The sequence below is a fragment of the Cellulosimicrobium sp. So1_17 genome (genome assembly GCF_055181235.1).
On sequence record NZ_CM143702.1, the window covers coordinates 2,814,447 to 2,828,324 of the forward strand.

The 13,878-nt window shown below is 73.5% G+C and carries 11 protein-coding genes; 4 read left to right on the forward strand and 7 right to left on the reverse strand.

What is annotated here, in order from left to right; genetic code table 11:
* Positions 1-44: 44 nt before the first annotated feature.
* From ACZCLJ_RS12350 to ACZCLJ_RS12380, 7 genes are all read right to left on the reverse strand, one after another.
* Positions 45-2,681, reverse strand: coding sequence for a glycoside hydrolase family 2 protein (locus ACZCLJ_RS12350; RefSeq protein ID WP_463103905.1), 2,637 nt, complete (start codon positions 2,679-2,681; stop codon positions 45-47).
* Positions 2,678-3,307 (reverse strand): SGNH/GDSL hydrolase family protein, encoded by a 630-nt coding sequence (locus ACZCLJ_RS12355; RefSeq protein ID WP_463103906.1) that lies wholly within the window; start codon positions 3,305-3,307, stop codon positions 2,678-2,680. Before ACZCLJ_RS12355 ends, ACZCLJ_RS12350 begins: the two co-directional genes overlap by 4 nt.
* Positions 3,304-4,110 carry an ABC transporter ATP-binding protein gene (locus ACZCLJ_RS12360; RefSeq protein ID WP_251151980.1) on the reverse strand — a complete coding sequence of 269 codons (807 nt, stop codon included), beginning with the start codon at positions 4,108-4,110 and terminating at the stop codon, positions 3,304-3,306. Before ACZCLJ_RS12360 ends, ACZCLJ_RS12355 begins: the two co-directional genes overlap by 4 nt.
* The gene (locus tag ACZCLJ_RS12365) at positions 4,107-5,081 is read right to left on the reverse strand and encodes an ABC transporter ATP-binding protein (protein ID WP_463103907.1); all 975 of its coding nucleotides are present in this window, start codon (positions 5,079-5,081) and stop codon (positions 4,107-4,109) included. Before ACZCLJ_RS12365 ends, ACZCLJ_RS12360 begins: the two co-directional genes overlap by 4 nt.
* Positions 5,078-6,046, reverse strand: coding sequence for an ABC transporter permease (locus ACZCLJ_RS12370; RefSeq protein WP_251151978.1), 969 nt, complete (start codon positions 6,044-6,046; stop codon positions 5,078-5,080). The genes ACZCLJ_RS12365 and ACZCLJ_RS12370 overlap by 4 nt, the downstream gene beginning before the upstream one ends.
* 9 nt (positions 6,047-6,055) lie before the next feature.
* Positions 6,056-7,048 (reverse strand): ABC transporter permease, encoded by a 993-nt coding sequence (locus ACZCLJ_RS12375; protein ID WP_251151977.1) that lies wholly within the window; start codon positions 7,046-7,048, stop codon positions 6,056-6,058.
* Positions 7,049-7,155: 107 nt separating this feature from the next.
* The gene (locus ACZCLJ_RS12380) at positions 7,156-8,844 is read right to left on the reverse strand and encodes an ABC transporter substrate-binding protein (protein WP_463103908.1); all 1,689 of its coding nucleotides are present in this window, start codon (positions 8,842-8,844) and stop codon (positions 7,156-7,158) included.
* A gap of 155 nt (positions 8,845-8,999) precedes the next feature.
* On the opposite strand from ACZCLJ_RS12380, the gene ACZCLJ_RS12385 reads away from it, so the two are divergent.
* The 4 genes from ACZCLJ_RS12385 to ACZCLJ_RS12400 all read left to right on the forward strand — a co-directional run bounded on the left by ACZCLJ_RS12385 (position 9,000) and on the right by ACZCLJ_RS12400 (position 13,847).
* Positions 9,000-10,238: an ROK family transcriptional regulator gene (locus tag ACZCLJ_RS12385; RefSeq protein ID WP_463103909.1), complete on the forward strand. Its 1,239-nt coding sequence runs from the start codon at positions 9,000-9,002 to the stop codon at positions 10,236-10,238.
* An 85-nt stretch (positions 10,239-10,323) separates the two neighbouring features.
* Complete coding sequence (locus ACZCLJ_RS12390) at positions 10,324-12,477, forward strand: alpha-galactosidase (RefSeq protein WP_463103910.1); 2,154 nt, start codon at positions 10,324-10,326, stop codon at positions 12,475-12,477.
* Between the two features lie 67 nt (positions 12,478-12,544).
* A complete protein-coding gene (locus tag ACZCLJ_RS12395; RefSeq protein WP_463103911.1) occupies positions 12,545-13,390 on the forward strand; it encodes an alpha/beta fold hydrolase in 846 nt (281 codons plus the stop codon).
* A 73-nt stretch (positions 13,391-13,463) separates the two neighbouring features.
* Positions 13,464-13,847 carry an SHOCT domain-containing protein gene (locus ACZCLJ_RS12400; protein ID WP_463103912.1) on the forward strand — a complete coding sequence of 128 codons (384 nt, stop codon included), beginning with the start codon at positions 13,464-13,466 and terminating at the stop codon, positions 13,845-13,847.
* Positions 13,848-13,878: the final 31 nt, after the last annotated feature.

Genomic DNA, 13,878 nt, shown 5'->3' on the forward strand with positions numbered 1-13,878 from the left:
TCGCGAGGTAGAACTCCGCGGCTTCTCTCTCGCGACCGGCGGTTCTATCTCGCGGCGGCGGCCTCCAGGCCGCGCACGCCCGCGCGCTGCGGGACGGCACGGAGGTCGTTGGCGCTGCGCAGCACGGGGGCCGCGGTGAGCGCGGCCGGGTCCAGCTCGGCCGCGGTGGTCACCGTGATCGTCGCGGTGCTGCCCGCGGGCAGGCTCAGCAGGGCGTCGTCGGCGACCGCGTCGGGCGCGAGCCGGTCCGCGAGGACCGCGACGTCGCGCACGAGCGAGCGGGCCCGCACGTGCACGCGGTACCCGCCGGCGCACCGCTCGGCCCGGACCTCGGCGGCGTGCGGGTCGAGGCGCAGGTGCACGTCCTCGACGAACGTGTGCACGACCCGCTCCGGACCGAGGTCCACGACGAGCACCGCGTCCGTCGGGTCCGCGGGCCGCGCGAGCGTGGCGGGGACCGCGACGAGCAGCACCGAGCGCGGCGGCACCGACACCGCGACCGTCCCGCGCGCCGGGTCCATCCCGTCGAGCCGTTCGAGCCGCATCGACAGCGCGCCGCGCCACGGCTCGTCGTGGTCGTTGACGACGGCGACGTGCGGCGACCCGTCGCGCTCGACCACCGCGAGCGCCCGCGGCGCGAACGCCCGCCGCATCGCGTACCAGAGCGGCTTGGGCCGCTCCGCGGAGTCGACCGCGGACCAGCTCGTCACCGGCCAGCAGTCGTTGAGCTGCCAGACGATCGCGCCGGCCGTCCGCGGCCACCACGACCGGTAGTGGTCGAGCGCGTGCGCGACGGCGCGGGCCTGGTTGAGCTGCGCGGCCCAGTGCCAGTCCTCGAAGCGCGCAGGGACGCCGAGGTGCGGCGCCATGCCGCGGTCGAGCTTGCCGTTGCCGTCGTCGGCCTTCTGGTGCACGAGCCACACGGGGTCCGCGGTGGGGTCGGGCGCGTCGGCGAGCGGACCGCCGTCGACGGCGTGCACCGCGTCCGTGAGCGTGCGCCACGTCGGCGGGCCCTGGAACCCGAACTCGGAGCAGAAGCGCGGCACCTCGTCCCGGTACGCGCGGTAGTCGACGCGGTTCCACACCTCCCACTGGTGGTGCGTGCCGTGGTCGGGGTCGTTGGGGTGCAGGTCGGGCCGGCCGGGGCTGTACGGGCTGTTGTCCGTGTACGGGCGCGTCGGGTCGACCTCCGCGACGACGCGCGGCAGCAGGTCGCGCGCGTACCCCTCGCCCCAGGCCTGCCCGCCGAGGCGCTCCTTCCAGCCCCAGTCCTCGTGGCCCCACACGTTCTCGTTCCCGCCGTTCCAGACGACGAGCGACGGGTGCGGGACGAGCCGCGCGACGTTCTCGCGCGCCTCGGCCTCGATCTCCGCCCAGAGCTCGTCGTCCTCGCTGTAGGCCGCGCACGCGAGGAGGAAGTCCTGCCACACGAGGAGCCCGCGCTCGTCGGCGAGGTCGTAGAAGTCCTCCGACTCGTACATCCCGCCGCCCCACACGCGCAGCAGGTTGAGGTTGCCGTCGACGGCCTGGTCGAGCCGCCGGGCCAGCCGGTCGCGCGTGAGGCGCGTGACGAGGTGGTCGTCGGGGATCCAGTTCGCGCCGCGCACGAAGACCGGGCGCTCGTTGACGTGCAGCACGAAGGGCGTGCCGTGCTCGTCCGGCGTCGTGTCGAGCCGCACCGTGCGGAACCCGACGCGCCGCTCCCACCTGTCGAGCACGGCGCCGTCGAGCGCGGCCCCGTCGGGCGTCGAGAGCGTGACCTCGACCCCGACGAGCGGCTGCGCGCCGTACCCCACGGGCCACCACACGGGTACGTCCGGGACGTCGAGCGTCACGACGGCCGACGTCGCGCCGGCCGGCACCTCGACGCGCGCCCGCGGCGCCCGCCCCCCGCCCGGGACCGCGGTCGCGGACCCGGACCCTGCCGACCCGGACCCGGCCGGACCCGACCCGGGAACGTCCAGCGCGACGTCGAGCACGAGCGGTCCGGCGTCGGTCAGCGCCGAGCGCTGCACGTCCACGTGGACCTCGATCCGGCCCGCGCCGGTCGCGCCGTCGGGAGCGAGGTCGGCGACGTGCACGAACGGTCGCACGCGTTCCAGGCGCGCGACACGCCAGCGCTCGACGCGCACGGGCCTCCAGATGCCCGCGGTCCGCAGGTCGGGACCCCAGTCCCACCCGTACGAGCACGCCATCTTCCGGATCGCGTTGAACGTGTTCGGGTACGCCGACGGCCGCGCGCCGAGACGCTCGCTCGCCGCGTCCGACCACGCCGTCGCCGACCCGAGCCCGACGACGAGGTCACGCTCCGCGCCGTCGGCGAACCGGCGGACGTCCACCCGGTGGGAGCGGTGCATGTTCCGGCTCGTCAGGATCGTCTCGTCGCCCAGCCGCACGTCGGCGACGGTGTCGAGGCCGTCGAGCACGAGGTCGACGTGCTCGTCCTCGCCCGCGGGATCGAGGCGCAGCGCGCGGCGGTACTCCCAGACCGCCCCGTGCGCCCACGCGAGCTCCGTCTCGTTCGCGTCGACGTACGGGTCGGGGATCAGCCCCGCCGCGAGCAGCGCGGTGTGCGCGTCGCCGGGCACCGTCGCGGGCACGACGGCGGCGCGTACCGGGGCGGGCAGGTCGCCGGCCGTGGCGCGCAGGGTCCAGCCGGCGGTCAGGTCGACGGTCGTCATGCGGGATCTCCTTCGGAGCGGTGGGTGAACGCATCCCACCACGCGTCTGCTATCGCCGTGTGACCGGCGTGTGTCGGATGGACGCCGTCCGCGGCGACGGCGCGCGGGCCGATCTCGTCGGCGAGGTCGGCCATGACGGTGGCGAGCGGGACGAACGTCGCCCCCACGTCGCGTGCGACGCGTGCCACGGCATCCTGCTTCGGACCGAGGTCGTCGGCCCACGCCTGCGCGTCGGTGAGCGGCAGCGCGAACGGCTCGACGAGCACGAGGCGGGTACCGCGCGCGTGCCACGGCGCGACGAGCGCTCGCAGGGTCGTCTCGAACGAGGCGACCAGCGTGCGCTCGCCCGCGTCGAGCGCACGCCAGGTGTCGTTGACCCCGACGTACAGCGACAGCACGTCGGCGTCGAACGGCAGGACGTCACGCTCCCAGCGCGCGAGCAGGTCGCTCGCCCGGTCACCGCCGACCCCGGTGTTGTGGACGGTCGACCCGGCGAGCGGGCCGCGCGCGAGCAGGCCCACGTAGCCGGTGCCGACGTCGTCGGGGTCGGAGCGGTCGCGCCCCCACTCCGTGATCGAGTCGCCCGCGAAGACGACGTGCCGGGGTGCGCCGGTGCCGCGCGTCACGACCGCAGCTCCGCGATCCGGCGCTCGGGGTCCGGGGCGGCCGCCGCGAGCGTGCGCGTGTACTCGTGCTGCGGCCGCAGGATGACGTCGTCGGCAGGGCCTGCCTCGACCACCACGCCGCGGTGCAGCACCATGACCTCGTCCGAGAAGTGCCGCGCGGTCGCGAGGTCGTGCGTGATGTACAGGACACCCAGGTTCTCCTCGCGCTGCAGGCGCGCGAGCAGGTTGAGCACCCCGAGCCGGATCGACACGTCGAGCATCGACACGGGCTCGTCCGCGACGAGGATGCCGGGCTCGGGCGCGAGCGCCCGCGCGATCGCGATGCGCTGACGCTGGCCGCCGGAGAGCTCGTGCGGCTTGCGTTCCGCGTACTCCTCGGCCGGGTCGAGCCGCACGCGGCGCAGGAGCTGCAGCACGCGCTCGTGCACCTGCCGCCGGTCGAGGTCCGGGTGGTGCAGCGCGACGGCGCGCGCGAGGTGGTGGCCCGCCGAGTGGTACGGGTTGAGCGACGCGAACGGGTCCTGGAACACCATCTGCACGGCCTTGCGGTACGCGGACCGCGCGCGCCGGCCCCGGCCCACGGGGGCGCCGTCGACCAGGATCTCGCCCGACGACGGACGTTCGAGCTGCATGAGCAGCTTGGCGATCGTGGACTTGCCCGACCCGGACTGCCCGACGAGCGCGACCGTGCTGCCGGGCTGCAGCGTGAAGCTCACGTGGTCCACGGCACGCAGCCGGGTCGAGCGCAGGCCGCTGCGCAGGCGGTAGTCCTTGACCAAGTCACGGGCCTCGAGCGTGGTCACGCGGTCTCCTCCTGGTCCAGGTCGTCGCCGGTCGTGCCGACGCCGGTCGTGCCGACGTCCTGCGGCGTCTCGTCCAGCTGCTCCTCGCCCAGGTCGGCGTCGCCCGCCCGGACGAAGTCGCCGCGCTCGCCCGTCAGCGACGGGAAGGACGCGAGCAGCCGCCGCGTGTACGGGTGCTGCGGGTCGGTGTACAGCGTCACGGCGTCCGCCTGCTCGACGATCCGGCCGGCGCGCATGACGGCAATCCGGTCGCTGATCTCCAGCAGGAGCGGCAGGTCGTGCGTGATGAACACGACGGCGAACCCCAGCTCCGCCCGCAGGCGCGTGATCTCGCGCAGGATCTCGCGCTGCACGACGACGTCGAGCGCCGTCGTCGGCTCGTCCATGACGAGCACCTGCGGCTCGAGGGCGAGCGCCATGGCGATCATGACGCGCTGGCGCATGCCGCCCGAGAGCTCGTGCGGGTAGGCGCCGAGCCGGCTCGCGTCGACCCCGACGCGCTCGAGGAGCTCGCCGCACCGCGCGCGCCGCTCGCGGCGCGAGAGCTGCGGCCGGTGCGTCGTGAAGACGTCCTCGAGCTGCGACCGGATCGTCAGGACCGGGTTGAGCGAGTTCATCGCGCCCTGGAACACCATGGCGACCTTGTCCCAGCGGAACGCCCGCAGGTCCTCGCCGTGCAGCGACGACAGGTCGACGGTGTACCCCTCGCGCGAGTGGAACACCGCCCGGCCCGACGTGATCGCGGCCGGCGGCTTGAGCAGGCGCGTCACGCCGTACGCGAGCGTGGACTTGCCGCACCCGCTCTCGCCCGCGAGCCCGAGGATCTCGCCGCGGCGCAGCACGAGGTCCACGTGCTGCACCGCCGGGACGGGCGGGTCGACCAGGTAGGTGACGGAGAAGTCCTCGATCTCGAGGACCGGGTGGGAGCCGACGACGGCCGCCGGCTGCTCCTGGAGGGTGCCCTCGGTCATGCCGTCACCTCGTCGGCCTCGCGGAGCTGCTCGCGCGACATGCGCCACCGCTTGCGCTGGGAGCGGGTCTGGGCGCGCAGCTTCGGGTTGATGATCTCGTCGATGGAGAAGTTGATGAGCGACAGCGCCGCGCCGAACAGCGCGAGCATGAGGCCCGGCGGCACGAACCACCACCACGCCCCGAGGCGCAGCGCGAGGCCGTTCTGCGCGTAGTAGAGCATCGTGCCCCACGTGAAGGAGTTGGAGGCACCGAGCCCCAGGAACGACAGGCCGGCCTCCCCGAGGATCGCGAAGATCACCGCGAACACGACCTGCGACGCGATGATCGGCACCAGGTTCGGCAGGATCTCGACGGCGAGGATCCGCCAGCTCCGCTCGTCGGCCACGCGCGACGCGAGCACGTAGTCGCGCTCGCGCAGCGACAGCGTGTAGCCGCGCAGCACGCGCGCCGACCCGGCCCAGCTCGTGATCGCGAGGACCAGCGCGACGAGCCACACCGACTTCTGCGGCACGTAGCTCGAGATGACGATGACCAGCGGGAGGCCGGGGAGCACGAGCATGACGTTCGAGAACAGGGAGAACGCCTCGTCGACCCAGCCGCCGACGAACGTGCCGACGACGCCGAAGAACGCCGACAGCACGAGCGTGAGGACACCGACGACGAGACCGATCGTCAGCGACCCCCGCGTCGCGTACGCGAGCTGGGCGAGGACGTCCTGACCGGTCTGCGTCGTGCCGAGCGGGTGCCCGGGACCGGGCGGGGACAGCCCGATGTCGGAGACCGTCGACGGGTTCCCGACGAACAGCGGCCCGAGGAGGCCGAACAGGACGATCGCCCCGGCGACGGTCAGCCCGACGCCGAGCTTGAGCGTCATCGGCGGCAGGACGCGGCGCCGGCGGCGACCGCTGGAGGCCTCGACGGCCTCCTCGGCGGCGAGCGCCGGGTCTTGGGTGGTGATGGCCATGCGGACCTCCTAGGACCGGGCCCGCGTGCGCGGGTCGATCACGCCGTACAGGAGGTCGACCAGGAGGTTCGCCCCGAGCACGGACAGGGTGATGACGAGGAACACGCCCTGCATGAGCGCGTAGTCGTTGCTGTTGACCGCCTGGAGCAGCGCGGACCCGATGCCGGGGTACGAGAACACCGCCTCGGTGACGATCGACCCGGCGACGACGAAGCCGAGCGAGATGGCGAAGCCGGACAGCGACGGCAGGACCGCGTTGCGCGCGGCGTAGGCGAACCGGATGCGGCGCGGCCGCAGGCCCTTGGCCTCGGCCGTGACGAGGTAGTCCTCGGCGAGGGTCGAGACCATCATGTTGCGCATCCCGAGCATCCAGCCGCCGACCGACGAGATGACGATCGTCAGCGCGGGCAGCGTGCCGTGGTAGATCACGGACGACACGAACGCCCACGTGGGCTCCGGGCCGGCGAACGTGTAGACGTCGTAGCCGTGGCTCAGCGGGAAGACGGGCCAGACGCTGCCGAGCAGGAACAGCAGGAGCAGCGCGAGCCAGAAGTAGGGGACGGACTGCAGCATCGTCGCGGCCGGCACGAGGTTGTCGACGAACGACCCGCGCCGCCACCCGGCGACCATGCCGAGCCCGACGCCGATCGCGAACGACACGACGGTCGACAGGCCGATGAGACCGATGGTCCACGGCAGCGTCTGGCCGATGACCTGGCCCACGCCCGCCGGGAAGAACGCGACCGAGGTCCCGAGGTCCCCGTGCGCGAGCGCCTGGAGGTACGTGACGTACTGGCTCCACAGCGACGCGTCGGTGTCGGTGCCGAGCATCGCCTCGATCGCGTCGCGCGTGGCCGGGGTGACCGGGCCCTTCGTCGCGAGCTTCGAGAGCATGATGTCGACGGGGTTGCCCGGCATGAGCCGGGGGATGAGGAAGTTGAGCGTCAGCGCGGCCCACAGGGCCACGACGTAGAAGCCCGCCTTCCGGAGTACGAAGCGCACCGGTCGAACCTCCCTGTTCGTCCTGCTGCCCGGCTGGGTGGTCCCGGCGCCACCGCGGTCGGCGGGGGCGCGCCGCGCGGCGACGCCGGGACCTGTCCAGGGACGGGTCAGTTCTCCACAGGGGTGATGGACTTGAGGACGATCCCGTTGTCCCAGGCCTTCCAGGACGCGGGCATCGCGTACTTGTCGTCGTCGGTCGGCCATCCGGTCGCCCGCGACGTGTTGAACTCCGTGAGCATCGAGTTCACGTAGATCGGGATGTACGGCAGCTCGTCGGCGATGATCTCCTGGACCTTCGCGTACTCCTGGGTCTGCACGGCCTCGTCGTCGGTCGCACGGGCCGTCGCGAGCGCCGCGTCCACGTCGGGGTTCGAGAACCGCGCGAAGTTGCCGGCCGACGCCGTCTCGCCCACCTTCACCGTGTTCGCCGAGTCGTACTTCCCGAAGTAGGTGAAGTACGGGTTCGACGACGCCCCGAGTCCGATCGAGTCGAGGCTCAGCTGGAACGTGCCCGCGGTCTGGGCCTGGTTCCACTCGTTCCACGCCACCTGGCTCGGCACGAGCTCGATCCCGACCTCCGCGGCCTGCTGCTTCATCGCGTCGTTGAGCGAGATGAAGTCGCTCCACCCGGTGACGGTCTGGATGGTCATGGACAGGCGCTGACCGTCCTTGGTGCGGACGCCGTCGTCGCCCGTCGTCCAGCCGGCGTCGTCGAGGATCTGGTTCGCCGTGTCGACGTCGGCCGTCTCGGGCGCCGTGAGCAGGTCCTTGTCGGTGATCCACCGGTCGTCGCGCTCGGGCAGGAGCAGCGTCGGCGACGCGGTCTCGGCGAACCCGCCGCCCGCGAGGTTGTTGAGCTGCGTCCGGTCGATCGCGTGGTAGAGCGCCTGGCGCACCGCCTTGTCGGTCTGCGGCCCCTCGCACCCGAGCTCGGCGTTGGAGCACGTGAAGATCGACGCCGTGAGCGCCGGGGTGTTCACGTACGACAGGTCGGGGTTCGTCTCGATGAGGTCCTCGAGCCCGGGCAGGAACGACGACATCCAGTCGACGTCGCCCGCGGTGAGGGCGGCGCTCGCGGCGTCCGCGGTGTCGAGGGCGATGTAGCGCACCTCGTCGACCTTGGGCAGGCCCTCCTCCCAGTACTCGGGGTTCTTCTCGAGCACGTAGGACTGCGCGGAGAACGACTTCACCGTGAAGGGCCCCGTGCCGACGGGGTCGCTGTTGATCTCCGTCACCGGGTCGGCGACGTCCGTCCACACGTGCTCCGGGACGATCGCCTGGTTCCCCAGGACCGCGGGCTCCTGCATGAACGACGTCTCGGGGAACGTGAGCGTCACCGTGGTGTCGTCGGTCGCCTCGGCCGTCGCGGCGAGGCCGCTCGTGTTGAGGGCGGGCGTGTCCTTGATGAGGTTGAACGTGAAGGCGACGTCGGCGGCGGTGAACGGCTGCCCGTCGCTCCACGACACGCCCTCCCGGGTCGTGATCGTGAGGACGGTGCCGTCCTCGTTCCACTCGTGGCCGGTGGCGAGGAGCGGCGTGGGCTCGGCGTCGCTCGCGAGGTTGTACCAGTAGAGCGGCTGGAAGATCACGCCGAGCGTCGGCTGGAGCGCCGTCGTGCTCAGCGGGTTGAAGTTCTCGGTGATCGTGCCGGTCGAGCCGTTGAACACGGTGATCGACGTGCCGTCGCCGGTGGTCGTGGTGCCGTCTCCGGCACCGCCGCTGCAGCCGGCGAGCAGGGCGACCGACGCGACGGCGGCGGCCGCGACGGTGAGCGTTCGGGTGCGGTGCAGGAACATCAGTGGTCCTCCTCGGGTGGCGACCGGCCGACGGTGGCCGGTTCTGGGCGATGACCGCAGGAGGATTCTTGCCCCACTAAATTTACCGTGTCAAGATATCGCCGCGGCTCGGCACCGGCGTCGGGCACCTCGAACCAGCCAGGAGGTCGACGACGATGTCCCGCAGCGCACCCGGCCGGAGCGCGACCCGCGCGGCCGTGCTCGACCTCGTGCGCTCGACCGGCACCCTCAGCCGCGTCGAGATCGCCGAGCGCACCGGCCTGACCCCCGCGACCATCACCCACGTCGTGCGCGAGCTCGTGACCGACGGCCTCGTCCGGGAGGTGGGCCGGCAGAAGTCCGGCGGCACCCCGCGCCGGCTGCTCGCCGTCGACCCCGAGGCCTGGTACGCCGTCGGGGTCCAGCTCGACCGCTGCTCGGCGAGCGTCGTCCTGCTCGACTTCGCCGGGCGCACGGTCACCCGGTCCGCGCTGCGCGGCACCGGGCGCGAGGCGCCCGGGGACTATCTCGGCATCGTCGCGGCCCAGGTCCGGGCCGTGCTCGACGACGCGCGCGTCGCCGCCGAGCGCGTGCTCGGCGTGGGCCTCGCGACGCACGGTCCCCAGGACGAGGAACGGGGCGTGCTCCTCACCCCGCAGCCCACCCCGGCGTGGCGCGGGTACCCCCTCGTCACCGACCTCGCCGCGCGCCTCGGTCTGCCCGTCCGGCTCGAGAACGACGCGACCGCTGCCGCGGTGGGTGAGCAGTGGGCGGGCGAGCAGGTCACGGGAAGCTCCCCCGCGACGTTCGGGCTCGTCTACTGCAGCAGCGGCCTGGGCGGGGGCGTCGTCGTCGACGGCCTGGCCTACCGCGGGCTGTCGGGCAACGCCGTCGAGCTCGGCCACATCAGCCTCGACCGCGTCGGCCCGCGCTGCCGCTGCGGGAACCGCGGGTGCGTCGAGGTGCTCGCCGGACCCGAGGCCGTCGTCGCGCGCGCCCTCGCCGAGCCGGGTCTCGACCACCTGGGGCTCACCGGCCGGCCCGACGAGACGCTCGTCGAGCTCGAGCGCGTCGCGCGCGCAGCACGCGACGGGAGCGTCGCGGCCGCGCGCCTGCTCGGCGACGCGGGGGACGCCCTCGGGCTCGCGGCGGTCACGCTCGCGAACCTCTTCGACCTCGACGTCGTGGTCTTCGCCGGGCCCGCCCTGGGCACGGTGGGCGACGTCGTCGTGCCCCGCGTCCAGCGGTCGCTCGACCGAGCCGCGTACAACCGGGACCTGCGGCCCGTCCGTGCGACGCTGTCCACGCACGGGACGACGGCGGCCGCCGTCGGCGTCGCGGTCTCGGTGCTCCGCGGGCCGCCCGAGCCACGGCCCGCGTCCGACGCCGCGGGCCCCGGCCCGCGCGCGGCCTGACAGCGCCGACGACCTGCCGACCCCCTGCCAATGACCTGCCGACGAACCGGTGCCACGACACGACGAGCCCACCGAGAGGACGAGGATGGACCTCGACCGCACGATCCTGCGCCGTGACGGCGTCGCCCTGGTCGTCGAGACCCCGGCCACAGGGCTGCCCGCGGTGCTGCACTGGGGCGCCGACCTGGGCGAGCTCGACGACGACCTCCTCGACGGGCTCGCCCTGGCCACGACGCGCCAGACGCCGCCCGGGACGCTCGACGCCGCGTGGCGCCTGAGCCTGCTCCCGCAGGACTCCGAGGGCTGGGCCGGGCGGCCCGGGATCCTCCTGGAGCGCGCCGGGCGTCCGGTGTTCCCGCGGTGGACGACGCACGTCCGGCACGAGCGCGAGGCCGAGAGCGACGCAGCCCGGGCCGGGCTCGTCGTCGAAGCGGACGACGCGGCCGCCGGGCTGCGCCTGACGACGCGCCTCGCGATCGGCGCGGGCGGCATCGTCACGGTGGACCACGCCCTGACGAACGCCGGCGACGAGCCGCTCACCGTGCACCAGCTCGAGGCGACGCTCCCCGTGCCGACGCGCGCCGACCACCTGACGTCGTTCACCGGGCGGTGGACGCGCGAGAAGTCGCCGCGCACGACCGAGATGCCGCGCGGCTCGACGACGCGCCAGACGCGGCGCGGACGCGTCGGGCACGACTCGCCGCACGTCGTGCTGGCCTCGGCGGGCGCGCCGCGCGACCGGCGGGGCGACGTCTGGGCGGTACACCTGGGCTGGAGCGCCGACGTCACCTACCGCGTCGACCGCACGCCCGAGCACCCGACGCTCCTGGGCGCGGGCGAGCTGCTGCGTCCGGGCGAGGTCGTCCTCGCCCCCGGCGAGGAGCACACGGCCCCCACGGCGTACTTCGCGTGGTCGGGCGACGGGCTCGACGGCGTCGCGGCCCGCTTCCACACCTACCTGCGGGCGCGCCCGCAGCACCCCCGGTCGCCGCGCCCGCTCGTGCTCAACACGTGGGAGGCCGTCTACTTCGACCACGACCCGGCCCGCGTGGACGCGCTCGCGCGGCGCGCGGCCGAGGTCGGCGTGGAGCGGTTCGTGCTCGACGACGGGTGGTTCCACGACCGCCGCGACGACACCCGCGGCCTCGGCGACTGGTGGGTCGACCGGACGGTGTGGCCCGACGGTCTCGGGCCGCTCTCCGACCTCGTGCACGGGCTCGGGATGGAGCTCGGGCTGTGGTTCGAGCCGGAGATGGTCAACCTCGACTCCGACCTGGCTCGAGCCCATCCCGACTGGCTCCTGCACAGCCCCACCCACCTCGACGCGCCCGCCGGCCTGTCGTGGCGCGGCCAGCACGTCCTCGACCTCGCGAACCCGGACGCGTACGCCCACGTGCGCGACGCGATGAGCGCCGTGATCGGCGAGCTGGGCGTGGACTTCGTCAAGTGGGACCACAACCGCGACCTCGTCGAGACGGTCCACGACGGCCGTCCCGGCACGCACGCCCAGACCCGTGCGGCGTACGCGCTCATGGCCGAGCTCAAGGAACGGCATCCCGGCCTCGAGATCGAGTCCTGCTCGTCGGGCGGCGCGCGCACGGACCTCGGCGTCATGGCGGTGGCCGACCGCGTCTGGGCGTCGGACTCCAACGACCCGGTCGAGCGCCAGGACATCCAGCGCTGGACACAGCTCCTCCTGCCGCCCGAGCTCGTCGGCGGGCACGTCGGTCCCGGGGAGGCGCACTCGTCCGGTCGCACGACCGACCTCTCCTACCGCCTCGCGACGAGCCTCATGGGATCGGCGGGCTTCGAGTGGGACATCCTCGGGTGCGGTCCCGACGAGGTCGCGACGATCACGGCCTTCGCAGCGCTGTACAAGGAGCTGCGGCACGTGCTCCACACCGGGACCGCGGTGCACGCCGACGTCGTCGACCCGGCGCTGCGCGTCGTCGGGGCAGTCCTCCCGGACCGCTCGGAGGGCGTCTGGACGGTCGCCACCGTGGCGACGCTCGAGGACGCGCTGCCGGAGCGCGTCCACCTGCACGGGCTCGACCCCGACCGCCGCTACACGGTCCGGGTGCGCGACGAGACCGGGCTCGCGCGCCACGGCTGGGTCACGCCGCCGTGGCTGACGACGCCCGTCACGGTCTGCGGGCGCGTGCTCGCCGAGGTCGGTCTCCAGGTCCCCGCGCTGTGGCCCGCACAGGCGCTCGTCGTGCACGTCACCACGGCGGCCTGACGCTCGGCCTCACGCGCGACCTCCCGGTCGGCGTGCCGACCGTCGCGCGCTCTGGGAGCATCGCGCCATGAGCGGGGACATCGTCTGGGAAGAGCGCGAGGTCGACGTCGGAGGCCGTCCCGTGTTCGTCCGTGTCGGCCCCGAGGTGCCCGGGAGCGTACCGATCGTGCACGTGCACGGGTTCGCCGTCTCCGGCACCTACCTGCTCCCGACGGCGTCGCTCCTCGCCCACCGCGCGACGACGTTCGTCCCCGACCTGCCGGGCTACGGGCGCACGCCGGACTGGGGGTCGGCGCTCGGCATCCCCGCCCTCGCGCTGGCGCTCCTCGAGCTGCTCGACGCCCTGGAGCTCGACCGCGTCGTGCTGATCGGGAACTCGATGGGCGGGCCCGTCAGCCTGGAGGTCGCCCACCAGGCGCCGGACCGCGTGGCCGGCGTCGTGCTCGTCTCCCCCGCGGGCGGCGTCCACAACCAGCCCTTCGCGCGCGCCCTCGTCCAGCTCGCCCGCGACGCGACGCGCGAGAACCCGGCGATGGCGCGGATCGCCGTTCCCGACTACGTGCGGTTCGGCCCTGTCTCGACCTTGCACCTCTTCAGCGAGCTGGCACGCTTCCCGTCCCTCGAGCGGATCCTGCGCACCCCGGTCCCGACGCTCGCCGTGCTCGGCTCGCGCGACCCGCTGATGCCGCCCCCACGGCGCGTGCGCGAGGTGGGACGACTCGCCCCGGCGCACCTCACGGTCGTCCTCATCGAGGGCGCCGCGCACGCGATGAACTTCAGCCACCCCGGCGAGCTCGCGCACGTCGTGTCGTGCTGGCTCGACGGCCGGGAGATCACCGACGACCCGGACTCCCCCGGGATCGCGCGCGTGCTGCAGATCCGTCGTGACCCCACGATCACCCCTGACGGGTGAGGTCCGGTCGTCGCCGTCACGCCACGGTAGAGGCGGTCACGGGACCCCGTGACCCCGAGACGAGGGGTGCACCGTGGACGACTTCTGGAGCTGGTTCTGGCTCATGGTGTGGTGGTTCTTCTTCATCGCGTACCTGATCGTGCTCTTCCAGATCCTGGGCGACCTCTTCCGGGACAAGCACCTCAGCGGCTGGTGGAAGGCGATCTGGGTCGTGGCGCTCATCCTCGTGCCGTACCTCAGCGCGCTGGTCTACCTGATCGCGCGCGGACGCGGCATGGCAGAGCGCCACGTCGAGGAGGACCGTGCGCGCAGGCAGATCATGGACGACTACGTCCGGGCCACGGCCGGGAGCGGGAAGTCGGCAGCCAGCGAGATCGCGGACGCCAAGGCGCTCTACGACGCGGGCGCGATCGACGCGAACGAGTTCACCGCGCTCAAGGCCAAGGCCCTCGCATAGCGCACGTCGGTGCCCGCGTAGCCCCGGCGAC

Excerpts from the sequence above, each read along its gene's own strand:
- ACZCLJ_RS12350 (WP_463103905.1), bottom strand. The coding sequence starts at position 2,681 with ATGACGACCGTCGACCTGACCGCCGGCTGGACCCTGCGCGCCACGGCC.
- ACZCLJ_RS12365 (WP_463103907.1), bottom strand. The coding sequence starts at position 5,081 with ATGACCGAGGGCACCCTCCAGGAGCAGCCGGCGGCCGTCGTCGGCTCC.
- ACZCLJ_RS12370 (WP_251151978.1), bottom strand. The coding sequence starts at position 6,046 with ATGGCCATCACCACCCAAGACCCGGCGCTCGCCGCCGAGGAGGCCGTC.
- ACZCLJ_RS12380 (WP_463103908.1), bottom strand. The coding sequence starts at position 8,844 with ATGTTCCTGCACCGCACCCGAACGCTCACCGTCGCGGCCGCCGCCGTC.
- ACZCLJ_RS12385 (WP_463103909.1), top strand. The coding sequence starts at position 9,000 with ATGTCCCGCAGCGCACCCGGCCGGAGCGCGACCCGCGCGGCCGTGCTC.
- ACZCLJ_RS12390 (WP_463103910.1), top strand. The coding sequence starts at position 10,324 with ATGGACCTCGACCGCACGATCCTGCGCCGTGACGGCGTCGCCCTGGTC.
- ACZCLJ_RS12395 (WP_463103911.1), top strand. The coding sequence starts at position 12,545 with ATGAGCGGGGACATCGTCTGGGAAGAGCGCGAGGTCGACGTCGGAGGC.